This window comes from Phenylobacterium sp., from assembly GCF_030651185.1.
Lineage (GTDB): Bacteria > Pseudomonadota > Alphaproteobacteria > Caulobacterales > Caulobacteraceae > Phenylobacterium.
Genome location: NZ_JAUSCJ010000022.1, coordinates 347351 through 372741 on the forward strand (window position 1 = coordinate 347351; position 25391 = coordinate 372741).

At 68.1% G+C, this 25391-nt stretch carries 19 protein-coding genes; 13 read left to right on the forward strand and 6 right to left on the reverse strand.

Annotated elements, in window-relative coordinates; translation table 11 throughout:
• Position 1: 1 nt before the first annotated feature.
• Positions 2 to 712: a hypothetical protein gene (locus Q7J39_RS10610; protein ID WP_304824085.1), complete on the forward strand. Its 711-nt coding sequence runs from the start codon at positions 2 to 4 to the stop codon at positions 710 to 712.
• Here Q7J39_RS10610 and Q7J39_RS10615 read toward each other — a convergent pair.
• From Q7J39_RS10615 to Q7J39_RS10625, 3 genes are read right to left on the reverse strand one after another with little or no spacing between them, the layout of a single operon-like run.
• The gene (locus Q7J39_RS10615; RefSeq protein ID WP_304824088.1) at positions 702 to 1832 is read right to left on the reverse strand and encodes a glycosyltransferase family 4 protein; all 1131 of its coding nucleotides are present in this window, start codon (positions 1830 to 1832) and stop codon (positions 702 to 704) included. The genes Q7J39_RS10610 and Q7J39_RS10615 overlap by 11 nt on opposite strands.
• Positions 1829 to 5032, reverse strand: a complete 3204-nt coding sequence (locus Q7J39_RS10620) for a glycoside hydrolase family 99-like domain-containing protein (protein WP_304824092.1) — start codon at positions 5030 to 5032, stop codon at positions 1829 to 1831. Before Q7J39_RS10620 ends, Q7J39_RS10615 begins: the two co-directional genes overlap by 4 nt.
• Positions 5033 to 5036: 4 nt before the next feature.
• The gene (locus Q7J39_RS10625; RefSeq protein ID WP_304824095.1) at positions 5037 to 6068 is read right to left on the reverse strand and encodes a sulfotransferase family protein; all 1032 of its coding nucleotides are present in this window, start codon (positions 6066 to 6068) and stop codon (positions 5037 to 5039) included.
• A gap of 132 nt (positions 6069 to 6200) precedes the next feature.
• Between Q7J39_RS10625 and Q7J39_RS10630 the strand changes: the two genes are divergently transcribed.
• The 4 genes from Q7J39_RS10630 to Q7J39_RS10645 all read left to right on the forward strand — a co-directional run bounded on the left by Q7J39_RS10630 (position 6201) and on the right by Q7J39_RS10645 (position 11231).
• Complete coding sequence (locus Q7J39_RS10630) at positions 6201 to 8105, forward strand: hypothetical protein (RefSeq protein ID WP_304824098.1); 1905 nt, start codon at positions 6201 to 6203, stop codon at positions 8103 to 8105.
• A complete protein-coding gene (locus Q7J39_RS10635; RefSeq protein WP_304824101.1) occupies positions 8102 to 9127 on the forward strand; it encodes a hypothetical protein in 1026 nt (341 codons plus the stop codon). Before Q7J39_RS10630 ends, Q7J39_RS10635 begins: the two co-directional genes overlap by 4 nt.
• Before the next feature lie 69 nt (positions 9128 to 9196).
• Positions 9197 to 10060 carry a hypothetical protein gene (locus Q7J39_RS10640; RefSeq protein ID WP_304824104.1) on the forward strand — a complete coding sequence of 288 codons (864 nt, stop codon included), beginning with the start codon at positions 9197 to 9199 and terminating at the stop codon, positions 10058 to 10060.
• A 1-nt stretch (position 10061) separates the two neighbouring features.
• Positions 10062 to 11231 carry a hypothetical protein gene (locus tag Q7J39_RS10645; RefSeq protein WP_304824107.1) on the forward strand — a complete coding sequence of 390 codons (1170 nt, stop codon included), beginning with the start codon at positions 10062 to 10064 and terminating at the stop codon, positions 11229 to 11231.
• Positions 11232 to 11238: 7 nt separating this feature from the next.
• On the opposite strand, the gene Q7J39_RS10650 is transcribed toward Q7J39_RS10645, so the two are convergent.
• Positions 11239 to 12066 (reverse strand): DUF6270 domain-containing protein, encoded by an 828-nt coding sequence (locus Q7J39_RS10650; RefSeq protein ID WP_370690043.1) that lies wholly within the window; start codon positions 12064 to 12066, stop codon positions 11239 to 11241.
• 179 nt (positions 12067 to 12245) lie between these two features.
• Here Q7J39_RS10650 and Q7J39_RS10655 point away from each other — a divergent pair, with 179 nt between their 5' ends.
• The 4 genes from Q7J39_RS10655 to Q7J39_RS10670 all read left to right on the forward strand — a co-directional run bounded on the left by Q7J39_RS10655 (position 12246) and on the right by Q7J39_RS10670 (position 19485).
• A complete protein-coding gene (locus tag Q7J39_RS10655) occupies positions 12246 to 13976 on the forward strand; it encodes a type I secretion system permease/ATPase (RefSeq protein ID WP_304824110.1) in 1731 nt (576 codons plus the stop codon).
• Positions 13973 to 15340 (forward strand): HlyD family type I secretion periplasmic adaptor subunit, encoded by a 1368-nt coding sequence (locus Q7J39_RS10660; protein WP_304824113.1) that lies wholly within the window; start codon positions 13973 to 13975, stop codon positions 15338 to 15340. The genes Q7J39_RS10655 and Q7J39_RS10660 overlap by 4 nt, the downstream gene beginning before the upstream one ends.
• A gap of 224 nt (positions 15341 to 15564) precedes the next feature.
• Positions 15565 to 17694, forward strand: a complete 2130-nt coding sequence (locus Q7J39_RS10665) for a calcium-binding protein (RefSeq protein ID WP_304824115.1) — start codon at positions 15565 to 15567, stop codon at positions 17692 to 17694.
• Between the two features lie 102 nt (positions 17695 to 17796).
• On the forward strand, positions 17797 to 19485 hold the full coding sequence (locus Q7J39_RS10670; protein ID WP_304824118.1) for a glycosyltransferase family 4 protein: 1689 nt from the start codon (positions 17797 to 17799) through the stop codon (positions 19483 to 19485).
• A gap of 251 nt (positions 19486 to 19736) precedes the next feature.
• Here the strand turns inward: Q7J39_RS10670 and Q7J39_RS10675 are convergent, their stop codons facing one another.
• Positions 19737 to 20792: a M23 family metallopeptidase gene (locus Q7J39_RS10675; protein ID WP_304824122.1), complete on the reverse strand. Its 1056-nt coding sequence runs from the start codon at positions 20790 to 20792 to the stop codon at positions 19737 to 19739.
• A 58-nt stretch (positions 20793 to 20850) separates the two neighbouring features.
• Positions 20851 to 21573, reverse strand: a complete 723-nt coding sequence (locus Q7J39_RS10680) for a sulfotransferase domain-containing protein (RefSeq protein WP_304824125.1) — start codon at positions 21571 to 21573, stop codon at positions 20851 to 20853.
• A gap of 220 nt (positions 21574 to 21793) precedes the next feature.
• On the opposite strand from Q7J39_RS10680, the gene rfbF reads away from it, so the two are divergent.
• From rfbF to Q7J39_RS10700, 4 genes are read left to right on the forward strand one after another with little or no spacing between them, the layout of a single operon-like run.
• Positions 21794 to 22567: a glucose-1-phosphate cytidylyltransferase gene (rfbF, locus tag Q7J39_RS10685; protein ID WP_304824128.1), complete on the forward strand. Its 774-nt coding sequence runs from the start codon at positions 21794 to 21796 to the stop codon at positions 22565 to 22567.
• Positions 22549 to 23622 carry a CDP-glucose 4,6-dehydratase gene (rfbG, locus tag Q7J39_RS10690; protein ID WP_304824131.1) on the forward strand — a complete coding sequence of 358 codons (1074 nt, stop codon included), beginning with the start codon at positions 22549 to 22551 and terminating at the stop codon, positions 23620 to 23622. Before rfbF ends, rfbG begins: the two co-directional genes overlap by 19 nt.
• Complete coding sequence (locus tag Q7J39_RS10695) at positions 23622 to 24863, forward strand: class I SAM-dependent methyltransferase (protein ID WP_304824134.1); 1242 nt, start codon at positions 23622 to 23624, stop codon at positions 24861 to 24863. Before rfbG ends, Q7J39_RS10695 begins: the two co-directional genes overlap by 1 nt.
• On the forward strand, positions 24863 to 25390 hold the full coding sequence (locus Q7J39_RS10700; RefSeq protein WP_304824137.1) for a dTDP-4-dehydrorhamnose 3,5-epimerase family protein: 528 nt from the start codon (positions 24863 to 24865) through the stop codon (positions 25388 to 25390). The genes Q7J39_RS10695 and Q7J39_RS10700 overlap by 1 nt, the downstream gene beginning before the upstream one ends.
• Position 25391: the final 1 nt, after the last annotated feature.

Sequence of the window (25391 nt, forward strand, 5' to 3'; positions counted from 1 at the left end):
CATGACCGCTCCGCGCCTTCTCTCCCTGGCCCTCGTCCTGGCGCTCGCCGCCTGCGACCAGCCCGCGCCCCGCACGATGAAGCGGGCGCCGGTCCCGCAGCCCAGCCTGCCGGTGGAGAAGCCGGTCGCGCCGACCACGCGGGTTCAGCCGATCACCTGGGACGCCGCCGGCGAAACCTTCCGCCTTGGCGCGACTCCCTTGAAATCCGTGCGGATGTGGACCTTCGACGGGGCCAGCGACGGCTTTGTTCTCACCGGCGGCCTGACCGGCCTGGCCCAGAACGCCGGGCTGCGGCTCTCCAACCAGGCGCCCGATCCGGCCCTGCGGTCCCCCAGCGGTCTGGAGATCAACGGCGCGCGGGGGTCTCTGGTGCTGGTGCGCCTGACCCGCAAGCAGGCCAGTCCCGCCTGGGACGGCACGCTCTACTACACCACCGCGGGCCACGGGGAGGGCCAGGGGTTCTTCGCCAAACCGGTGATGGGCGGCAGTCCGGCGGTCAACGAGACGTTGATCCTGGCCTACGACATGGCTCATCCCATGGGCGGCGGCGACGACTGGACCACCTCGCTGATCAGTCAGATCCGCCTCGACACAGACGATTCGCCGGGCGGCGCCTTCGTGATCCGGCAGATCGCTGTGACGGAGAATCCTGGGCGGGAAGCGCTTGGTCTGGCGCCGCCGCCCAAACCGAAGCCGGCCGCTAAGCCCTAGCCAGCTCGTCCAGGCGGGCGGTGTAGCGCAGGCCCACGGCGCGGGCGCTGAAGTTGGTTCGGATGTGCCGGCTGGCGCGGCGACCCAGGGCGCGAGCCTCGGCCGGATCGTCCAGGATGCGGGCCATCAACTGCACCGCATGGTCCACATGGGCGTCGGCCCAGACTTGCCCCTCCGGGAAGAGATAGGCGTCGTCGGGCACCGGGATCAGGTCGCAGTCCACCAGCAGGCTGGCCTGCGGCGTCATGAAGTCCAGGTTGCCGGAGTAGTTGGTGGCGATGGCGACGCGGCCCAGGGACATGGCCTCGGCCGGCCCCCGCCCGAACCCCTCCGAGCGATGCAGGGAGACGAAGGCGTCGGCGCAACGGATCAGGTTCTTGTTCTCGTTGTCGCTCAGTTGGCGGGTGATCCCCTGGGCGCGGCCGCCCAGGGCGGCAAGCCGGGTCTCAAGCGCCTTGCGGGCCGGGTTCGTGTCGTCGCCGCCCTTGTACTTGACGATGGCGTGCAGCGGCGCGGCCGGCCGCAGGGCGCAGAGCCGTTCGAAGGCGTCCAGCATGGCCAGCGGGTTCTTGCGCTCCGAGAACGACGAGAAGTCGAAGGAGAACAGCACCACGAAGGCGTGTTCGGGGATGCCGAAGGCGCGACGCCCCAGGAAACTGGAAAGGCTCAGCTCGACCGCCAGCGGCAGATGAACCACCGGCTTGCTGACGGCGGGCGCGATGGCCTGGGCGATGAAGTCCGAGGGCGCCCAGACCTCGTCGAAGCGTTCCAGAATGCGCGCCCAGGGCTCGGGATATTTCGAAAGCTCCCAGGCCGGATAGATGATGTTGTAGGCGCTCTCGAAGGCGGGCTTCGACCCCGTCGCCTCCAGCACGCCCATGGCCTGCTCCACCTCGTCGGCGTTGATGCAGAACAGGTTGGTCCTGGGGCTGAGCTTCGGGACCACCTGCGGCCCGAACTCGCGTTCGAAATCGGGGTCCTTGTTGCGGTCCATGCCGTAGATGTCGATCAGGCCGGAGACCACCCCGGCGGCCTTGAAGGCCCGCCAGGCCGAGCGGACATGCTCGGCCATGCCGATGGCCGAGAAGGGATGGCCGATCAGGACGAGGTCGTCGCTCATGACTTGTCCAGCAGGTCGGCGTCGGCGGCGTTCTTCACCGCTTCGAGCCAGCCGTGGCCGAAGCGCTGGTCGGGTTCCAGGTGCGCGCCCTCGGCCCACTCGTTCCAGGCGTTGATGAAGACCAGGCGCTCATCGCCGAAGTTCTGCCGCCGGGTTTCGGCGAACATGGCTTCCAGCCAGGCCTGGAAGGCGCCCGGCGTGGCGTGGTGGTGCGACCAGCTGTTGTCCTGCCGGCGGGCGGTATTGTCCCAGCCCGGCATGGCGCCGCGGAAGCGGGTGTGGGGCGGGGTTGGCTCGGCCATGTAGCGGCGCACGATCTGGCGGTAGTCGTTCACCCGGCCCTCGAAGCGGGCGTTGTAGAGCGGACCCGGCGGATGGATCAGCGCCTGGGACCCGGCAGGGGGGAACTCGACGCTGGCGTCGAAGCCGAGGCTCGTGGGATCGGTCGCCCCGCCAGCCATCTCAAAGCCTTCGACATAGGCCAGATAGATCTCGCCGACGCCGTTCTTCGCGCACCAGTCGCGCCAATGGGCCGCCCACAGTTTCGCGTCCGGCAGCAGCCCCGGCCGATAGAGCAGCACCAGAGGCTTGCCGTTCACCCGGATGTAGTTGGGGCGCTTCAGATAGGGGCCCATCTCGGCCATCAGGGCCTCGGCGTCGCCTTCCTCGTAGGTCTGGGCCAGCAGCACGTCATTGGACTGGCCGTCCCAGGTGCGGGTCCAGTTCTCGTTGGCCCAGCAGAGGCAGAACGGGAAGTCGCCGGCCGCCCCGGTCAGCAGGTGCTCAAGCGGCTTTTCCAGCACCCGCCGGCCGCCGGAGAACCAGTAGAAATAGTGGCAGAAGCCGCCGATCCCGTACCTGGCGGCCAGTTCCCCTTGCCGCTGGAGGGCGCTGGGGTCCGACAGGTCGTAGAAGCCGAGGTCGGCGGGCAGGTGAGGTTGGTAGTGGCCGCGGTAGTTGGGCAGGGCCCGGGTGACATTGGTCCACTCGGTGAACCCCGCGCCCCACCAGCGGTCGTTCTCCGGGATGGCGTGAAACTGCGGCAGGTGGAAGGCGATGGTACGGACGGTGTTGAGCGCCTCCAGGCGTTCGCTCCAGCGCTGGACGAAGGCCTGCTGGTTGCGGGTCGCCAGCCGGTGCTTGTAGCCGACGTCGATGGAGTTGGCGGTGACCGACAGGTGGTGGACAATCTCCGAGGTCGGCTCGTAGAGGATCCGCAGGCCGCGCTCGCGCAGGCGGAAGCAGAGGTCGGCGTCTTCGCAATAGGCCGGCGCGAAGGTGATGTCGAAGCCGCCCAGCTCGGCGAACACCTTGCGGCGCACCGCCAGGCAGGCGCCCGAGGCGTAGTCCACCTCGCGGCGCACGTTCCAGCGGGGCAGGGACGGATCGTCGAACAGACCGATCATCTCCGAGGCGCCGTCGACTCCGATCCGCGCGCCGGCCTCCTGCAGGCGGCCATCGGGGAACAGCATCTTGGGCGCCGTCGCCCCGACACCGGTTTCCTCATCGAAGGGTGAAAGAAGCGCCGCCAGCCAGCCGGGCCGGGCCTGAACGTCGTTGTTCAGGAAGATGACGAACTCGCCCTTGGCCGTCTCCGCCGCCCGGTTGCAGGTGCGGATGAAGCCAAGGTTCTCCGGGTTGGTCAGCAGCTTGAGGCCCGGGACCTTGGCCAGCACCGCGGAGGTCGCGTCGGCCGAGGCGTCGTCGATGACGATGATTTCGGCGTCCTCAAGTCCGCCCGCCGCCTGCAAGGCGGCCAGGCATTCCAGGGTGAACTTCAGATTGTTGTAGGCTGGGATCACGATGGAGGCCCGCGGCTTTGCGGGCGTTGCGAAGGCGAGCGTGGCGGCGGTCTTGTCGAGGTCCTTCTCGCCCAGCTTGATCAGCTTCAGCGGCTTGACCTTCACATTGGCCTTGCGGGCCTCGTCCATCCGCCGGCGCTCGGCGGCCAGGTCACGATAGGCCTGGACGTCATAGAGGCTGGCGTCCTTGGCGCGGGCGGCGCGGAGCTGTTCGAACAGGCCGGTGTCGGAGCCCCCGGCGCGGACATGGCCAGCGCCAGGCTCGGGCTTGGGCGCGCGGCTGAGCGCCCAATGCTCCAGGGCCGAGATCGGCGCCTCGGCGGCCTTCGGGTTGGCGGTGAGATAGGCCAGCTCGTCGAAGTCCGGGGCGGGCGAGGCGCCCTCGAAGGCGCCCTCGCGCAGATAGTGCAGGATGGCGTGGACGTCCTCGGGCGCCTTCGGATTCTGCTCCAGATAGAAGGCGGTGTCGAAGTGCAGGCTGGGGTTCCGTCGGCCCTCCAGGCCGTGGGCCAGGAAGTCGGCCAGCGGGCTGGCCCCCAGGGCCGTGGCGTCGCGATAGCGGTCGGCGTACCAGCCGGTGTCGAACAGCGGATGGGGCGGGCGGCCCTCGCCGGCGCCTGAGGTGACGTAGTGCAGCAGGGGCGGGATACCGCGCTCGGCCACGTCGGGGTTCTGTTGCAGATACCAGGCGCCGGAGAACAGCGGGTGGGGCTCATAGCCCAGCCGCCAGCCCTCGCGCAGATAGTGCAGCAGCGGGTTCTCGCCGGACTTCGCCACCTCCTCGGCCTGGCCGACATAGTGGCGCAGATCAAACAGGGGGTGAGGATTGAAGCCCTCGCGGGCGCCTGTGAAGACGAAGTGCTGCAGCGCCGTCAGGCCGCTGGCGGCGATCTTGACGGCATGGCGCGAGCGGTAGTCGGCCAGATCGAACAGCGGGTGCGGATCGCGGCCTTCCTTGTCGCCGGCCACCAGATAGTGGGCCAGCGGCGCCCAGGCGGTGCCGGCCAGGTCGGCGTTCTTCTCGACGTACCAGGTCTGGTCGAAAAGAGCCTTGGGGTGTGCGTTGGAGTCCGGGCCGGCGCGGACATAAGACACCAGCCCCCGGGTCTCCCCGCCCTCGCGCCCGACGCCCTTGTCGAGGCCCGAGGTCCAGAGCCCGGAGCGCAGCACCAGGGCCACACGACCGGGCCACTTGCCCCGCGCCAGGGTCAGGTCGAAGCGCTGTTCGAGGCGGTCGCGCCGGCGGTCCCACTGGCGCCTGGCGGCGGCGGCCTGGAAGCGGACCCAGCGGTCCTGGGCGAGGGCGACATGGGCGGCGTGCAGCAGCTGGCGGCGGGCCAGGAGCTCCGTGGCGACGAGGGCGGTATCCGCCTTTTGCTTGGTGGGGCGTTTGGTCAAGGGATCAGCGGGTGGCCAGCATGGCGTCGACCTGACCCTCGATTGCGGCGCGTTCACGGCGCAGCAGGACGAGCTCGGTCTCGATCTCTTGGGTGTGGAGGCGTTCGCGCTGGCGTTGCTGGCGCTCTTCGTCCAGCTCGGCGCTGACCGCCGACAGGGCTGAGGTCACCGGTGAGACGAACACGCCCATCTTCGCCTTCAGTTCGGCGATCTGCACGGCGGCGGCCTCCAGCGGCGCCAGGGGCGGATGCGGCCCGACGGCGGCGGCCTCGAACCAGTCGTGGACGGTCTTGGCCAGGGGCCCGACGATCGGTACGGCGGCCAGGTCCCCGCCGCCGGCGTTGTGGCGCAGGTCGCCGGTGAGGAACTGGTCGATCTGCGCCTCGGCGTGCGGGCTCATCCGGGGCAGGGGCGCGCCGTGGGCGGTCTCGATGCGGCCGACCTCGCCGCGCCAGTCGGCCAGCAGGCCGTCATAGGAGACAAAGGCGCGGGGCAGGTCTCGGGAATAGAGTTCGGCGGCCAGCATGTAGACGCACCAGAGCAGGACAGACTTCTCCACCGGAAAGCGATCGCGCCGGGCCAGCGACCCAGCGACGGCGAGCGGCGACCGCACCGGAATCACCGCCCGGGCCGGCAGGCCCACGGTCTTCAGGACCTGACGCCACATGGGCGCCAGGACCGAGACCCGGGGATCCTTCAGCAGCGGGAAGCGGGCATCGCCGAACTCGTCGCGATAGAGGGCCAGGGCGCGCGCGGTCCACGCCGCCTCGTCGGCCTTGGGCAGGGCTGTGTAGGGCAGGGCGAAGACGTCATCCCAGGCGCTGCCGGCGGCGCGCAGGCGGGCGTCGTTGAACAGCGCGATCTTCCAGGGCTCGAAGTAGCCCTTCGCATTGTGCTCATCGCCGGGCATGACGTTTTGCGGCAGTTCGGCTCCGGCCAGGGCCAAGAGCTGGGTCACGGCCGAGGTGCCGGACCGGTGCATGCCCAACACGAGGTAGGCTGCGGACTTGGCCGGTCGGGTTGTCGTTCTCGCCATCGGGCCCCATCTGGCGCCTTGGAGGCGCGCGTGACCCTTGCCTCTATGACCGCAGGCGCGCGTGGGCAAGGGCGCGGTTGATCGGGGCGGTGTTCTGCGGCACAGGTCCAGCCTCGCGGAGTGTTTCGTCCCATGGCCGTCGGCCCCGATCGTAGCCTGCTGGTGCTGGGCCCGGCTCTGGACGCCGACTTCTACCGCGCGATCTACCCCGACATAGCCGACGCCGGCCGTGATCTGGTGACTCACTTTGCCGACGCTGGCTGGCGCGAGGGGCGCGATCCCGCCCCGTGGTTCTCGACCACCGGCTATCTTGAGCGCTATCCCGACGTGGCGCAGGGTGGGGGAAACCCCTTCTATCATTACCTTTCGGCTGGCCGCCGCGAGGGCCGCGAGCCGGTCGCTTCGGCCCAGGCCCTGGACTATCTGGTGGCGCTCAAGCTGGCCCGGGATGGGAAGGCCGACATTCCGGTGACCGCCGCCGACCGGGCGCTGGCCGCCACCGAGTTCGACGCGGCCTACTACCTGTTGAACAATCCCGACGTGGCCGCCTCCGGTCACGATCCGCTGGACCACTTCCTGGTGCGGGGCTGGAAGGAAGGGCGCGATCCTTCGCGGGACTTCCATCTGGGCGACTATCTTGAGCTCAACCCCGACGTCGCGGCGGCGGGCGTGCAGCCCTTCGTGCACTATCTGGCGCAGGGCCGCGCCGAGGGCCGAATCGGCCGGCGCCGGTTGGGGTTCCGTCACGATGCGGTCGCCCGCCTGCGGCCCCTCCAGGAACGACTGGCCGATTGCGAGGTCTGGGCCCGCGCCGTCGACCTGAACGAAGCCGCCGACGTGGTCGAAGGCCTGGCGCCGTCGCGCTCGGGCCGCCGCGACCTGCACGTGACGTTCAGCCACGACAACTACGCCGCCGGGGTGGGCGGGGTGCAGGCCAGCGTTCAGCGCGAGGCCGCCCGATTCGGCGAGCTGGGCCGCGACCACCTGCACATCTATCCGGCCTCTCCCTGGCCCATCGTCTCCACCGGCCTCGACGGCCCGCCGCTGGGGGTCCTGTGGAACGGGGCGCAAGTGGGCGCCTTCCGCCCGCGGACGCTGATCGAGGGGCTGCGGGCGGCGCTCGCCGACTGGCGGGACGGCCAGCGAAGCTTCGCCATCCACTCCATGCTGGGCCATTCCAGCCGCGAGGTGATCGACGTGGTGCGGATCGCCGGCGCCAATGCCGGCCACTACTGGACCCACGATTTCACCAGCCTCTGCGCGGGCATCCACCTTCTGCGCAACGACATCGCCAACTGCGGCGCCCCGCCGCCCGGCAGCGCCGCCTGCGGCATCTGCGTGTATGGCCCCTATCGGCAGCTGCACATCGACGAGCACACCCGGCTGTTCCGCCACCTGGACCTGACGGTGGCGTCCCCGTCGCAGGTGGTGATGGACACCTGGCGCGGCGCCGACTGGATGGACCCGGTGGACGCCAGGATTGCTCCGCTGGCCCGCCTCACACCCGCCCGGGCCAAGGCGGCCCCGCCCCGCGAGGGGCCGTTCCGGTTCGCCTTTCCGGGCGCACCCTCCCTGCACAAGGGCTGGCCGATCTTCGCTGACCTGGCGATCCGCTTCGAGAAGGACCCGCGCTACGCCTTCCTGCACCTGGGCAAGACCAAGATCCCGGGCCTGCCCCTGGAGCATCACCCGGTCTCGGCGACGGCGACCAAGCCCATGGCCATGCGCGACGCACTCAAACGCCTCGATATCGACGCCGCGATGATATGGTCCCTGTGCCTGGAGACCTTCTCGCTGACCGCCTACGAGGCGGCGGCGGCCGGCGCGGCCATCGTGACGGGACCCGACTCTGGCAATATCGCCGCCTTCACCCGCCAGGGCGGTCATGGCCTGGTCCTGCCACACGAGGCGGCGCTGAGCGCGATGTTCGAGAGCGGTGAAATCCTGAGCCTGGCGCGCGCGCGTCGCCGCCCGGCTCTGTATAATCTGGAGTTCAGCAACCTGACCGCCGATCTCATTTCGGAGCCTGCCTCGTGAAGGTCGTCTGCTTCTCCAGCTTCACCTTCTCCTACCTGAACCGCGCCCGGGTGCTGTTCCAGACCCTCAAGGCTCACCAGCCGGACTGGGAGCGGGTGGCCCTGATCACCGACGCGCCGCCGCCGGGGTTCCGGCTCGATCTGGCAAGCGAGCCCTTCGACCGCGTGGTCTACGCCCAGGACCTTGGCATCCCCGACTTCCAGGCCTGGCTCTTCAAGCACGATGTGGTGGAGGTCTGCACTGCGGTGAAGGGTCCCTTCCTGCACCAGGCGCTGGCCGCCGGCGCGGACGCGGTGGTCTATCTCGATCCCGACACCGCCCTCTTCACCAGCCTGGCGCCGTTGGAGGAGATGCTCGGCGTCGATGACATCCTGCTGACCCCGCACCTGCTCGACGCCAATGACGAGCTGGAGGCGATCCTCGACAACGACCTCTCGGCCTCCAGGACCGGGATCTTCAACCTGGGCTTCGTGGCGGTGAAGGCGGGCGGGGAGGGGGCCCGGTTCGGCCAGTGGTGGAACGACCGGCTGCTGAGCTTCTGCTACGATGACATCCCCAACGGCCTGTTCGTCGATCAGCGCTGGTGCGACCATGTTCCGGCCCTGTTCGACAAGGTCAAGGTGGTGCGCGACCCTGGCTACAACGTCGCCAGCTGGAACCTCTCCAAGCGCCAGGTCGCGGTGGGAAAGGACGGGGCGATCACCGTCAACGGCCATCCCTTGCGCTTCTGGCACTTCACCAAGCTGGGCCCCACCGGCGACGCCATGACCAAGCGATATGCGGGTGACAACCACGCGGTCTACGAGATCTGGCGCTGGTACAAGGAGGAGGTGGCCAAGACCACCGATCCAGTCATTCCCGAACGCTACTGGGCCTACGACGCCTTCAGCGACGGGACCAAGATCGCCAAGCCTCATCGGGTGCTTTACCGCGCTCGTCCCGACCTGCAGGCCGCCTTCCCCGACCCCTTCGAGGCTGGCGGCTATCTGGCCTGGCTCGCCAACGAGGGCCTTGCGGGATAGGCGAGCCGTCAGCTTGCGCGCGTCATCCCGCTTCCCTACCGTGCCGCTCCCTTCCCGCTAGGCTTCTCGATGCGCATCCTCGTCACCATCGCCCACTACTTCTCGGCTGAAGCCAACTCCCAGCACGGCTCCACCAGCGAGCGGAAGCGGCAGGATCGACAGCGCGCCATCGAGGAGGTGATCTGCGCCTATCGCGGCCAGTTCGGCGTCTCGTCCACCCTGGACGTGGGAACCCGTAGCTTCCAGACCGCTCCGGGGTCGGACGACGAGATCGATATCGTCGCGGTGACCACCAGCGAGAAGCACCTGCTGACACCGGAGTTCTGCACCCGCTACGGGGTGAGGGTAGCCAAGCTTGAGCTGGAAAACCCGCGGATGCTCGGGTTCGGCGCTCAACATATCATGGCCCAGCAAGCCAACAGGTACGACCTGTTCGTCTTCAGCGAGGACGACTTGCGGATCAACGATCCCAGCTTCTTCTCCAAGCTCGCCTGGTTCAATCAGACCTATGGACCCAAGCGGGTGTTGTTCCCCAATCGGATCGAGTGGAGCCGCCGCGCCGCCACCCTGAAGACCTATATCGACGGTGACCTAAATGCGGCGGCCGCCGACCGTATGGTCGCCCATGTCGAGGACGACGACGCCCTCTACGGTGCGCCCCTCGGTCGCCACACGGTGTTCCGCAGGGCGCGTAATCCGCACGCTGGCTATTTTGCCGTGACCCGGGATCAACTCAATTACTGGATGCGCCAGCCGCACTGGCTGGACCGCGACACCAGCTTCGTCACGCCGCTGGAGAGCGCGGCGACCCTGGGGGTCGCCAAGACGTTCTCGATTTACAAAGCGTTCGGCCGCTCGGCGGGATTCCTGGAAATCGAGCACATGGACAGCGCTTTTTCCGACCTGAAACTGCCCGTCGTCTCCACGCTCTGACGTGACCGGTTCCGCCACATCCGCCGCGGACGGCCCCGAACTCTCCGCCAAGGTCGAGAGCCTGGCCCTGCGGCACGCGGCCCTGCGCGAGGAGGTGCAGCGGGCCCAGGCCGCCGAGGCCCTGACCCGCTCGCGCCTGAGCCAGGCCCTGGCCGACGCTCTGCTGGCGGTGGCCCGCGCCGAGGCTGATGGCCGCGCCGCCGCGGCCAAGGCCTATCGCGCGGCGGCCGAGCCCACGATCCGCAATCGTCGCCGCAACCGCATCAAGCGCCGCCTCGACCGCGCCCTGGTCCGCCTGCGCTCGGTGGGCGGGGCCCTGGTGATCGCGCGCTCAGGCCTCTGGGCCAGAACGGGGGGCGGGTTCGCCGCCATGGCCGCCTATGCGCGGCGCGGCGCGGATCCCACAGCCCAGTCCGCCGCCCTGCTGGATCAGGCCTGGTACCTGGCCGCCTATCCCGACGTCGCGGCCGGGCGGCTTGCGCCGCTGGTCCACTACATCTCGCGCGGCTGGGCCGAGGGCCGCTCCCCGCATCCGCTGTTCGATCGCGACTTCTATACCGCCCGCAACGCCGAGGCCCTCGCGGCCACCGGCCTCTCGCCCCTCGAGCACTTCGTCCACCTCGGCGCGGCCCAGGGCCGCGATCCGCATCCGCTGTTCAGCATCGACCACTATGTCGCCCAGGCTCCGGAACTGGGCCAGACCGGCGAGAACCCGCTGGCGCACTATCTGCGCGAAGGCTGGCGGCGGGACCTCAGCCCCCATCCGCTGTTCCAGGCCGCGCGCTATCGCGGCGGGCTGGTCGAGGCCGAAGCGCAGCTTCCAGCCCTGGTCCACTATGTGACAGTGGGCTCGGCGCGCGGCTTGAAACCCCACCGACTGTTCGATCCGGTCTGGTATCGCGCTCAGTATCCCGACGTCGCGGCCTGCGGGTTTGAGGCTCTGAGCCACTATGTGATTGCTGGCGGCCATGAGGGCCGCAATCCGGGGCCTTGGTTCGACGCCGCCCGCTACATGGCGCTGCGAGGCGATGCGTTGCGCGCCGACGTCGATCCGCTGACCGACTACCTGCAGGGGGGGGCCTGGACCGTGGCCCAGCCCCTGGTCAGTGAGACGGCGGACCCGCGCCTGACCCCGCTGGAAAACTGGGCTTCGCTCTCCGACGACGCCTGATCGCGTTCTAGAGACCCAAGGCCCTGAGCTGGCCCCAGATGTCGCGATAATAGTCGGCGACGTAGTGGAAGGGGCTCAGGCCCCAGCGATGGCAGACGTCGCCAACCATCAGCCCGGGGTCGGCGCTCACCCGCGCGGCGCCGGTGAGGTCGGCGAATCGCTGCTGGTAGCTGCGCAGCAGAGCGTTGTGGGCGTCGAGGCTTCCGACATTGCCATCGAAGATCATCACATCAGGGTCGAAGTCTTGGAGCTGGCCGGCGCGATCCAAATAGCGCCCCGCCCATTGCGACTCATGCAGAATGATCCGGGCGTCGCTCAGGGGCGTTGTGCTCAGGAAGGCCGCGGTTTCAAGGGCGGCCTCGCGCCACAACTGGTCGCACTGCGCCGAGGCGCGCGGCACGATCCGTGCAGAGGAAAAGGCCGGTTGATCCAGGTAGCCGCTGACCTCGAGCTCCCAACTGTGCGTGACCAGCGTGTCGCGCGCCGCCAGCAGATCGAAGCGTTCGTCGATGAAGTCGAAGATGAGATGGGTGGGACGGTGAGCGACCAGGGCGGCCAGGGCCGATTTCTTGAGATCAGCGCGCAGGGCGTTGTGCTGATGGCGCGCCAGACCTGGCGGCGGGTCGTCAGCCAGCTCCACGCCGGCGAGCGGCCGCGCGAACAGGCTGGGCAGGCTGGTGCGCGAAATGTAGAGCAGATCGGCGGGGGCCTCGCCAAGGATCGGCCACAAATCCCGCGTTATGCAGCTGCCGATTATCGCCACCCTGGCCACTCGGGCACGCCTCCCATCAAACCGATTTCCTCCGTTCCTTACCACAGCTCGCTTCGCCGCCACCCCGGGCAGGGCGAAACGCCCGCCGCGCCCGCCCGCCGGGGGGGTGTGGCATTGACATCACGAGGGGCGCCGATCATCTCTCGCGCGCTCATGCCGCCTTCTGTCGTAACAGTTGGCGTATACGACCCTATTCGGCGCAGCGATCCTTCGCCCGCAAGCAACGAGACGGCCTGGCGCCCATGAAGATTTTCAAACTGCTGTCGGCGGACCAACCGGACAACCCGCTCACGCGCGCCATCCGCGAGGGCTATCCGTCCCTGTCCGTCGCCGCGGCGTTCAGCCTGGTCTCGAACCTGCTCTACATGGCGCTGCCGCTCTACACCTTCCAGATCTACGGGCGGGTGATGAGCAGCGGCAGTATTCCCACCCTGCTGGTGCTGACATTCGGGGTGCTTTTCACCTTCGCCGTCTCCGGGGTCATCGACCACTACCGGTCCAAGGTGCTGGTCAGCTATGGCACAGTCATGGACCAGCGGGTCTCCGGCCACGTGTTCTCAGCCCTGTTCGATGGGGTGACGCGGGGCAATCCGGGGCTGCGCTCCCAGGCGATGCGCGACCTTGACGCCTTCCGCCAGATGCTGACCGGCCCGACCTTCGGCGTGGTGTTCGACCTGCCCTGGATGCCGGTGTTCCTGGTGGTGCTGTGGGTCATCGATCCCCTGGTGGGAGTCGTGACGCTGGTAGGCGCGGTTGTGCTGATCGCCATCACCCTGATCCAGGACCGCGCCACGCGGCCGGCGCTGGCCGAGGCCAATGACGCGGCCCTGCGCAGCTATGCGTTCACCGATGCGGCCCTGCGCAACGGCGAGGTTGTGCGCGCCATGGGGATGGTGGAGACGCTGGGCGGCCGCTGGGCCGGATTCCGGCGGACCACGATGGACCGCAGCGCCGACGCCAGCACGGTGGCGAGCGCCTATTCCAACGTCAGCAAGTTCTGGCGCCAGGCGATCCAGGTGCTGATTATCGCCATCGGCGCCTATCTGGTGGTGAAGGGCACGATCCATGCTGGCCTGCTGTTCGCCAACATGATCCTGGCCGCCCGCGCCCTCCAGCCCATCGACCGCCTGGTGGGTTCTTGGGACGGGATGCTGCAGGGCACGAGGGCCTTCGATCGGCTGATGCTGGTCTTCGGTGACTACAAGCCCGCCACGCCGGTCACCGGCCTGCCGCGCGCCACGGGCCGCCTGTCGGTTGAGGGCGTCAACTTCGCCCCTGCCGGCGCGGAGAAGTTTGTCCTGCAGGGGATCAACTTCAAGATCGAGCCGGGCGAGATGCTCGGCATCATCGGCCCCTCCGGAGCCGGCAAGTCGACCCTGTCGCGGTTGATGATGGGCATCTGGCGGCCCAACAATGGCAATGTCCGCCTCGACGGCGCCGACGTCTTCACCTGGGACCGGAAGGATTTCGGCCGCAACGTGGGCTACCTGCCGCAGGACACCGAGCTGTTCGCCGGGACGATTCGCGACAATATCGCCCGCTTCCAGCCTGAGATCACCGACGCCGAGGTGATCGCCGCGGCGCAACTCGCCGGGGTCCACGAGTTGGTTCTGCGTCTGCCCAAGGGCTACGACACCGACCTTGGCCAGAACGTCCATGTGCTGTCCGCGGGCCAGCGCCAGCGCATCGGCCTGGCGCGGGCCGTGCTCGGCCAGCCGCCGTTCATCGTCCTCGACGAACCCAACGCCAGCCTGGACGCCGAGGGCGAGGACGCCCTGATGAAGGCTCTCGACACCCTGAAGGCCGCCGGAGTGACCATCGCGGTGGTCTCCCACAAGCCCAACCTGTTCCGGGCCGCCGACAAGATCCTGGTGCTGCGCGACGGGCGGATGGAGCTCTTCGGGCCGCGCGACCAGGTTCTGGCCCGCTTCACCCAGCCGGCCGCCGTGCAAGCCATAGGGGCGGCCCGATGAGCCACGACGTCACGCCGATCAAACCTTATGTGACCCCGACCTTCAGCGGTCATGACGAGGCCCTCGATCCCGACCTGAAGCGCAAGCTGCAGCAACCGATGATCATCGGCGGTCTGATCGTCGCCGTCTTCGTTGTCGCTGTGATCCTCTGGGCGGCGGTCTCGCCAGTCCGCAGCGCCATCATGGCCCCCGGCCTGGTGCGGGTTGAGGCCAACCGCAAGATCATCCGCCACCGCGAGGGCGGCACCGTCAGGGCGATCCCCGTGCGCGAGGGCCAGCATGTCGCCATGGGCCAGCCGCTGCTGATTCTCGACGACGTGCAGCCCCGCGCCGCCGTCGATGTGTTCCAGAATCAGACCGACGCCCTGTTGGCCCAAAGCGCCCGCTTCGAAGCCGAGGCGACCGGTCGCCGGGTCATGAACTTCCCCGCGACCCTGACCAGCCGGATCGCCGATCCGCGCGTTGCGGGCCTGATCCAGGACCAGCAACTGCTGTTCTCCACCCGTCTGCAGTTCTTCGACAGCCAGGCCGACGTGCTGAACCAGCGCCAGAGCCAGATCGAGTCGCAGATCTCCGGGGTGCAGGCCCAGCTTGACGCGCTGGAGGAGAGCGTCCGCCTGACCAAGGAGGAACTGGCCGGCTATCAGACGCTTTATGAGAAGGGCTACGCACCCAAGACCCTGATCCTGCGCTACGACCGGACCCTGGCCGACCTGGCCGGCCGCCGCGGCGCCCTGAACGCCGAGATCACCCGCCTGCGCCAGCAGAAGGGCGAAACCCGGCTGCAGCTCAATTCCCTTCGCGACCAACGGGTCAGCCAGGCCGCGGACGGCCTGCGCCAGATGCAGTCGGGTCTCTCCGACGTCTCGCCGAGGTTAACCGCCGCGCGCCAGACCCTGAACGGCGCGGTTATCCGCTCCCCCGCCGACGGCTATGTGCTCGATCTCAGCCAGTCGACCGTGGGCGGGGTGATCGGGGCGGGCGAGGTGTTGATGAACATCGTGCCGGCCAATTCGCCGCTGATCGTTTCGGCCAAGATCAAGCCGTCAGACATTGATGATGTGAAGATCGGCATGAAGGCCCAGGTGCGCCTGACGGCGTTCAACTTCCGCAAGGTCTCGCCGGTGATGGGTGACGTGGTCGCGGTCTCCGCCGACCAGCTGAGCGACGCGAAAACCGGTGAGGGTTACTTCCGAGCCGATGTCCGGATCCCGCCCAAGGACCTTGCCAGCCTGCCAAAGGGCGCCAAGCTCAGCCCCGGCATGCCGGCGACGGTGTCGATCGTGACGGGGACGCGGACGATTCTGTCCTATGTCGTCAGCCCGCTAACCGACACCATCAAGGACTCACTCAAGGAAGAGTGATGAGGGGGCGAACCGCCCTCCCCAAGCGCTGTCAAAGGGGTGGGTTTCGCGCCGTTTTTACTGTTGCGCATTTTCGACGGTTCCGATACGTCTTCCTCGGGCTCGTTTAACCTTCGCCACGACCACGTTATGGCGGACGGTAAGGACTTCCTGGGACCGCGCCATTCGGCAAGGGTGGCCAGGCGTTTTCAGGCGGTCCGTGTGACACATGACTGGAGAGACTCATGGCGACTTATAATTTCGACTCGATCACGGCGACGCAGGCTGCGGCCTTTACGCCGGCCGACACGCTGAACTTCCCGACCGCGGCCACGGCGCAAGCCGTTTCCGTCGTCTATGTCGCGGCGGCGGGCGCCAGCCCTTCGCGCATCGACGTGACCTATGCCGGCAAGACCATCTCGCTGGGCATCAACGACGCCAACTTCACGGGCGGCGCCAACAACCTCAGCTTCTTCAGCGACGGCACTGTGCTGGTCATCGGTTCCAACAGCGGCGACGCCACCGGGATCACCGGCCTCGCGGGTCGTGACGCCCTCTACGGCGGCGGCGGCGCTGACACCCTGATCGCTGCTGATGGTGCGAACTACCTTCAGGGCAACCAGGGCGCTGACACGCTGATCTCCGGCACGGGCGCCGACACCGCGCTCGGCGGCCAAGGCGATGACAGCATCTCGGCTGGCACGGGCGCCAACTACGTTCACGGCAACCTGGGCAACGACAGCATCCTGGCCGGCGCCGGCACCGGCGCTGACACGATCCTGGGCGGCCAAGGCAACGACAACATCAGCGCCCTTGACGGTGCGAACCTGCTGTTCGGCGATCTGGGCAACGACACCATCGCCGCCGGCACCGGCGCTGACACGATCACCGGCGCCGACGGCACCGACAGCCTCGTCGGTGGCGATGGCGCGAACCAACTGTACGGCGATGCCGGCAACGACACCCTGACGGCGGGCACCGGCAACGACGTGCTCTTCGGCGGCGACGGCGATGACAACATCTCCGCCGGCGACGGCACCAACTCCGTCAACGGCAACATCGGCAACGACTCCATCACCGGCGGTCTGAACAACGACAGCCTGCTCGGCGGTCAAGGTAACGACACCATCGACACTGGCGCGGGCTCCAACTACGCCCACGGCAACCTCGGTGATGACTCGGTCCTGGGCGGCGCGGACACCGACACCATCCTTGGTGGCCAAGGTTCGGACACCATCAACGGTCAGGGCGGCAACGACCTGGTCTTCGGCGACCTCGGCAACGACTCGCTCGTGTCGGATGCCGGCAACGACACCGTCTATGGCGGTGACGGTGACGACGCCCTCTCCAACGCTGGCGGCGGCAACGACATTGCCGACCTGGGCAATGGCAACGACGCCTACACCGGCGGCGCCAACAACGACACCGTGACCTCGGGCGCCGGCAACGACGCCGTGAACCTCGGCGACGGCGTCAACTACGTCACCGGCGACGCTGGCAACGACTCCATCACCGGCGGCGCTGGTGGTACGGGTCGTGACACGATGTTCGGCAACGACGGCACCGACACCATCACGGGCGGCAACGACACCAACTACGCCGACGGCGGCGCTGGCGCTGACAGCATCCTGGGTGGCACGGGTCTCGACACCATGCTCGGTGGCGACGACGCTGACACCCTCGCGGGTGGCACTGGTGGCACCAACCTCGCCGACGGCGGGGCCGGTGCTGACCAGATCACCTTGCTGGCCGGCAACGACACTGTCACCGGTGGCGCCGATAACGACACCATCGACGGCGGCGCCGGCAACAACAACGTCTCCGGCGGCGCGGGCAACGACTCGATCACGGTCGCGGCGGGTGCTCAGACGATCACGGGCGATGATGGCAACGACACCATCAGCAGCACCGCGGCCGGCACGGGCAGCCTTTCGGGCGGAGCCGGCAACGACTCCATCCTGGCCAGCACGGGCGTTGAAACCCTCAGCGGCGGCGCGGGCGCCGACACCATCGCCGCTGGCGCTGGTGGTGACGCCGATCGCTTCGTCTTCGCGGCGAGCGACTCGGCCACCGGCACCCCGGACCTGATCACCGGTGTGGTGGACTTCGCCGGCAGCGACACCTTCGCTCTGGGTGTTGTTGGTTCGGCGTCGAACTTCCTGGTCGGCACTTCGGCGACGAGCTACGCGCAAGCGCTGCAAGACGCCACGTCGCTGATCGGCGGCGGCTCGCGCGACATCGTGGTGATCACGGTGACGGGCACTGACGCGGGGACCTACATCTTCGCCGACAGCGCTGGCGCCAACACCGTGACCAACGCGATCAAGATGACCGGAAACACCGGCACCATCGATCACACCGACTTCGTCGCCTAAGACTGACGACGACGGACCAAGGTTTGGGGCCGCCCTTCGGGGCGGCCCCTTTCTTTTGGGCGGATTTGTGGAGCCGCTGAATATCCGCTACGGCCTAGGGCGATGAACAACGCGGCGATCTATTTTCACCCCGATGGCTACGACACCACCGGCGCCCAGCTCATGGGCCGGCACTCGGCGGGCGAGAGCTTCCTGCGAGGCTTCCTGCGCCACGCGCAGATCGACCAGCTGCACCTGCTGAACGCCAGCAGCCGACCACCCGACCAACTTCAGCCGCTTCTGAACCGGATCGAGACCAGTCCCCGGCCCGTGAGATGGCTGGACAGGATGTCGCGCGCGCAACTCGCCAACCCCGGTTGCCTTTATCTCCCGCAGCCTACCCTCGGACCAGAGGCCTGGACCCGGCGTGCGCTCGGCCGCACGCGCTACAGCCTGTGCGGCATCACCCACACCACGGCGACCCATCGCGCCAGCGATCTCATCGCCGATATGGTGACGGCCCCCGTCGAGGCCTGGGATGCGCTGATCTGCACCTCTGACGCCGTGAGATCCGGGGTCCAGGTCGTTCTGGACCGGACTCGCGAGGATCTACGGTCGCGCCTGGGCGCCACGCGCTTTCCCGATCCCCAGCTGATCACCATCCCCTTGGGCGTCAACGTATCGGACTTCACCCCCTCGCCCGACCAAGGCGCGGAATGGCGGGCCCGGCTGGACATCCCGCAAAACGCCGTCGTCGCCCTCTACCTCGGTCGCTTCCACGCCACCGCCAAGATGAACCCGGCGACCATGGCGCTCGCCCTCGAGGCCGCCGCCGTGGCGACCCGCAAGCCCATCTATTGGATCGTGGCCGGCTGGTCCGCCAACGACGAGACGACAGCCAGCTTCCACACGCAGACCCAGGCCTTCTGCCCCAGCATCCACTACCGGGCCGTCGATGGCCGCGCGCCGGAGACCCGGTTCTCGATCTGGTCGGCGGCGGACTTCTTCATCTCGTTTTCTGACAACGTTCAGGAGACCTTCGGTCTGACGCCGGTCGAGGCGATGGCCGCCGGCCTGCCCTCCGTGGTCACCGACTGGGACGGATACCGAGATACCGTTCGGCACGGCATTGACGGCTTCCGCATCCCCACCACGGCGCCACGTCCGGGACTGGGCCGCGATCTGGCCTATCACTTCGCCAATGAGTGGATCACCTACGAGACCTACCTCGCGGCGGGCGCGCAGGTGACAGGGGTCGATCACGGCGCCGCGGTCGCGGCGATCACCGCCCTGGTCACCAATCGCGACCTCCGTCGGTCCATGGGCCAGGCGGCGGCCCGGCAGGCCCAGCACCACTTCGACTGGTCCGCCATCATCCCGCGCTATCAGGCGCTGTGGACCGAACTGGCGGCCCGCCGCAAGGCCGCCGCTCCGGAAGCCCCCGACGCCGCGGCCATTGTGGACAATCCCCGCCGGCTCGACCCTTTCCTGGTCTTCGCCACCTATCCCACCGCGTTGCTGACCTCATCGACCCTGCTGCGGGCGACGAAGGGCCTGAGCCGCGAGGCGATCCGCGCCCGCCTGTCCGAACACCTGGCCGCGCTCGGTCGCTGGGCGTTGCCGACGGAGGCCGAGGCCGGGGTGGTGCTCGACCATCTGGCCAATGCGCCTCAGGCCAGCGTCGCCGAATTGGTCGCGCTCTTCCCTTTCCCGCGCCAAGGGTTCCTGGAGCGCGGCCTTCTGTGGCTGGTGAAGTTTGGGGTCGTTGAGCTGGTCTCGCCACCAGAGGTGTCAAATCGCACCGAGGCCTGACAGCCCAGGGTTCGCCGCCCGCGAGGGCTTGGCGTAGACAACGCTGTCGGAAGAAGCGAGAGGCCGGGCGGCAAACCCTGGGGCTGACCGCCCGGCCAAAGCGACACAGCCTTGGAGAGCTAGGCTGACAAAAAACTGTAATCCAATTCAACGGGAGACGAAAGAAAATCCCGCCCCACGCGAAATCAACAGTTCGAGAGGACGGGTTTGACGATGGGTCTCTGCAACGTGCGCTGGCGCCAACCGGGGCGCTAGAAGGTCAAGCGGTACTCCCGCTGCACCGCCGGGGCGCCGCCGCGGATCACAGTGTAGCGCGCTGTGTAGGCCCCCCTTGGCCAGCCCGACGCGGGGCGTTTCTTGCCGACATAGACGAGATACTGGGCCTTGTCCCGGTCGAGCGGAGGTAGGCGCGACTGGGCCAGGACCTCGCCGCCCGGACCTGTGAGGGTGACTTCCTGAGTGTCGCCGCTCTTCAGGCCGATGGCGCGCACATAGGCGATCAGCATCGCGCTGTCGGGAGTCGGGGCCGCGATGCCGCCGGCCTCCACCGCCTCGTTTGCGACCGGTCCGGCCGCGAAGCCGCCGTTCATCACCGCGCCGGTCTGGTAGGCCAGCGTCTCGCCCGTCGCGCGATCCCAGAGGCTGGAGCCCGGGCCGGACCGCGGGTCGCAGCTCGCCCCGGGGGTCGGTGCGAAGGGGTCGATGGCGACGCCGTTGTGGCGCACGGTGAGGTGCAGGTGCGGGTACTCGGTATTCCCCGACAGCCCGACCTTGGCCAATGGCTGGCCGGTCGTGACAGCGTCGCCAGCCTTCACGATGATGCTGCCCTTGGCCAGGTGACAGTATTGCGTTTCCCAGCCGGCGCCGTGATCGACCACAACGCCGTTGCCGCACTGCCGGTTGGACACGTCCACGCCGGCGGTCCGCACGGAGATGTCCTCCACGCCGTCGCGCAACCGGCTGACTGTGCCTGGGGCGGCGGCGAGGACCGCGACGCCGGCCCGTTGCGCGGCCATGTCGGGAATGCGGAAATCGATCCCCCCGTGGGCCTCATAGGTGCGCTCGCCGCAGCGGTAGTCCTGCACGCCGCCGCCCGGATCGCGGTCCAGGTAGTTCTGAATCTCGCACGTCACACCGATCTTGCAGGCGATCGGCAGGGCCAGTTTCGGGGCGTCGACGGGGGGCGGGATCACCGGCGCGGCGATAGGCGTCGGCTGCGGCTTGGGTTGGGTGGCGGCCGGCGATCCGCGCCCGCACGCGGCCAGCAGGGCCAAGACCGAGAGGGTGGCGAAGCGGGCGATGGTCATCGGCAAGGCTCCCATGTCCGATGATGCTCGGCGGATCCTGAGACTGAACTAAGGCCGGTCAGAAGACGATCCCCGTGAGGTCCTTCAAGCGGCCCAGGTCGCGCGCATAGATTTCCTGCAGATGAGCGATGTCTGCCGGCTGGAGACCGTCCATCTCCTGTCCGACATGAATGGCGCGCGGGGTGGTGGGCGGAGGCGCGGGCGCCCCCAGGAAGGCGCAGATGGAGGCCAGGACGGTGTTGGGGTCGGTGCGCAGATCATCGGCCTTGAGGAACAGGACCTGATCGCGCGGAAAATGTTCGAACAGGCGCGCGACCTGCTCCGCGTAGAAGCCCCGTTCGACATAGGAGAATTCCCGGTGATGCCCCCAGGGTTCGCTGGCGAACAGCCGCTGCCGCCCCTGGCGGATGCACCAGCTGAAAGGCTCGCGCTCGACGCCGCGGGACGTCTCCATCCGCCACTGGGACCAGGCGCGTTCCACCGGATCGCGCAGCATGACGATCAGGCGCATGGCCGCGTTGTAGGCGGCGATGCGCTGCAGGACGTTTGGCCAGTAGAGGTAGATCGGTGTCGCCTCGCCGACCACCGCGCCTTCGATGGATGCGAACTGCGCCTCGTAGGCTCCGTAGTCAGGCCGGGCCCAATCGATGCTCTCATCATCGAAGAAGTGCACTTCCTTGGTGGTCGAAAGCGCCACGCCCGGCAGGTCGCCCAGATGGTCGAACAGAGCCGTGGTGCCGGCCTTCTGGAAGCCCGGGATGATGAAATCGACGCGCGGCATGGTTCCTCTTCGGTTCACCCTGGACGCGAGGGGCCGGGCTGCGACCTACGCCTAGCGTGGATACGACTTCATGCGCGCGACGACACGCGATATTAGGGGAGGGACCGCGCCGACCGGCTCCCAAAAGTCTCCGGCGACGCCATTCCAGAACGGGTTTCAGAGCCTTGATCGCCACCTTCGACCCCGCCGCGTCCGTCGGCCATGCCCCCGCGAGCGCCCGATGAAGGCCGTCATCCTGTGCGGCGGGCTCGGAACCCGCATCTCCGAGGAAAGCCACCTCAAGCCCAAGCCGATGATCGAGATCGGCGGACGGCCGATCCTCTGGCACATCATGAAGCTGTTCTCCCACTACGGGTTCAACGAGTTCATCATCTGCCTTGGCTACAAGGGCTATGTGATCAAGGAGTACTTCTCCAACTACGTGCTTCACAACGCCGACTTCACGGTCGACCTGGCCAGCGGGTCGATGGAGTACCACGCCACCAATCACGAACCCTGGAAGGTCACCCTGGTGGAAACCGGGCCCGACACCATGACCGGCGGTCGCCTGAAGCGGGTGGCCAAGTACCTGACGCCGGGAGAGTCCTTCTTCTTCACCTATGGAGACGGTGTGGCAGACGTGGACCTCAAGGCCCTGGCCGCCTTCCACAAGTCGCACGGCAAGCAGTCGACGGTGACGGCGGTGTCGCCGCCTGGCCGCTATGGCGCGCTCGACATCGTCAACGGCGCGGTGGAGCGGTTCATCGAAAAGCCGCCCGGCGACAACGGCCTCATCAACGGCGGCTTCTTCGTGCTGCAGCCTGAAGTCGTGAGCCGCATCGCCGGCGACGAGATCCCGTTTGAGTCCGCGCCCCTGGAGAGCCTGGCGGCCGACGGTGAACTGATGGCCTGGCGCCATGAGGGCTTCTGGGCCGCGATGGACACCCTGCGCGACAAGAACCAGCTCGAGGCGCTGTGGGCCTCGGGCAAGGCGCCGTGGCACGTCTGGAAATGAGCCGGCCCGATCCCGCCTTCTGGTCGGGCAAGCGCGTCCTGCTGACCGGCCACACCGGTTTCAAGGGCTCGTGGGCGGCGATCTGGCTGGCCCGTATGGGCGCGCGGGTCACCGGTCTGTCCCTGGACCCTGACCAGACGCCGGACCTGTTCGAGCAGGCCGGCGTCGGCGATCTCATCGACTCCCGCATCGCCGATCTGCGCGATCCGGCGGCGGTGGACGCGGCCCTGGCGGACGGCGCCTTCGACCTGGTGCTGCACATGGCCGCCCAGCCGATCGTGCGGGCCTCCATCGAGGACCCGATCGCCACCTTCTCCTCCAATATCCTGGGCACAGCCCACCTGCTGCAGACCCTGCGCCGGCAGAGCGCCCTGAAGGCGGTTCTGGTGATCACCTCGGACAAGGTCTACGCCAACGCCGAGACGGGCCGGGCCTTTACTGAGACCGACGCCCTGGGCGGCAAGGATCCCTATTCGGCCTCCAAGGCGGCCGCCGAGATCGTCACCCAGAGCTTCGCCCGCAGCTTCTTCGACAAGGCCGGCGTGCCGGTGGCCACAGCGCGCGGCGGCAACGTCATCGGCGGTGGCGACTATTCCCGCGACCGGATCGTCGCCGACATTGTACGGGCCGGCCAGGCCCAGGGCGTCACCGTCCTGCGGCATCCCGAAGCCACGCGCCCCTGGCAGCATGTGCTGGACTGTGTGGCCGGCTACCTCGTCTATCTTGAGCGCCTGGCCACCGATCCCGCCACGCCGCGCGCCATGAACTTCGGGCCGCGTCCAGGTGGGCCTGAGGTGACGGTGGGGGAGCTGGCGACGACGGCGGTGAAGGCGCTGGGCGCCAAGCCCTGGCGGCATGAACCCGACCCCAATTCCCTGGAAGCCAAGTCGCTCGGCATCGACGCCAGCCAGGCCAAGAAAATCCTCGGCTTCGAAAGCCGGCTGGACGCCCCCGTCGCGGTCGAGTGGACCATGGACTGGTATCGCCTGCAGGCCGACGGCGGCGATGCGCTCACCCTGTGCCGGGACCAGATCTCGCGTTACGAAGGCCTTTGATGACTGTTCCCACCTGCCGCTTCTGCCGCGCGCCGCTCACCCAGAACTTCGTGGACCTGGGCTTGCAGCCGCTCGCCAACTCCTACCTCACCCCGGCCCAACTCGCCGCGGGGACGGAGAAGACCTACCCCCTGCACACGCGGGTCTGCGGGACCTGCTTCCTGGTCCAGGCCGACGATCCCGTCGCAGCCGACGCCATCTTCGACGACGGCTACGCCTATTTCTCCGCCTATTCCGCCAGCTGGGTCGCCCACGCCAAGCGCTATGCCGAGGCGATGGCCAAACGCTTCAGCCTGGGTCCCCAGTCGCTGGTGATCGAGGTAGCCTCCAACGACGGCTACCTACTGCAGCATTTCAAGGCCATGGGCGTGCCGGTGCTGGGAATCGAGCCCACCGCCAACACCGCGCAGGTCGCCGTCGAGGAACGGGGCATTCCCACTGAGGTCTCGTTCTTCAACGACGCCACCGGCCGTGACCTGAAGGCGCGTGGCATCGCCGCCGACCTTATGGCCGGCAACAACGTGCTCGCCCATGTGCCGGACATCGGTGACTTCGTGGCAGGCTTCCAGCATGTGCTGAAGCCCGAGGGCGTGCTGACCTTCGAGTTCCCGCACCTGCTCAACCTTATTGAGCTGGTGCAGTTCGACACCATCTATCACGAGCACTACTCCTACCTGTCGTTGCTGGCGGTGGAGCGGGTGCTGCGGGCCAATGGCCTGCGGCCCTTCGACGTCGAGCTGCTGCCGACCCACGGCGGGTCCCTGCGGCTGTTCTGCGCCCATGAGGCGTCGAGCCATCAGGAAACTCAAGGACTCAAGGACCTGCGGGCCCGTGAGCACGCCGCGAACCTCGACAGGCTGTCGGGCTATGAGGGCTTCACCGCCCGGGTGGAGGCGGTGCGCGCCGGCTTCCTGGCCTTCCTCGCCAAGGCGAAATCCGAGGGCAAGACGGTGGCCGCCTATGGCGCGGCCGCCAAGGGCAACACCTTCCTGAACTATGCGGGCGTGGGGACCGGCGACATCGTCGCGGTGTTCGACGCCAATCCGCACAAACAGGACCACTGCATGCCGGGCAGCCACATCCCGATCTACGCGCCGGCCAAGGTGGACGAGATCAAGCCGGACTACCTGCTGATCCTTCCCTGGAACCTGAAGGACGAGATCATGGGCCAGCTGGCGCACATCAAGGGCTGGGGCGGCCGCTTCGTCACCGCCTCGCCGGAGACGAAGGTCATCAGCTGATGCGGTTTGCGGCCACCGCCATCGACGGCGTGACGATTGTTGACCTCGATCCGTCTACGGACGAGCGGGGCTCCTTCGCCCGGCTCCACTGTCCCGACGCGTTCGCCGCGGCGGGCCACCCCTTCGTTCCGGCCCAGACCAGCCTGTCGCGGAACACCGCCGCCCGGACCCTGCGCGGCCTGCACTACGAGGCGCCGCCCCGCGCCGAGGTGAAGTTGGTGCGGGTTACCCGGGGCGCGATCTTCGACGTGGCCGTGGACCTGCGGCCCGACAGCCCGACCTATCTGAAGTGGACGGGCGCCGAGCTCTCGGCAGACAACGGCCGCGCCCTGCTGATCGGGGCGGGCATGGCCCACGGCTTCATCACCTTGGCGCCCGACACCGACGTCCTCTACCAGATCGACAAGATGTTCGAGGCCGGTCACGGGCGTGGCGTGCGCTGGAACGACCCGGCCTTCGGCATCGTGTGGCCCGAGCCCCCCGTGGTGATCTCGGAGCGCGACGCGACCTACCCGGACCACGCCTGAG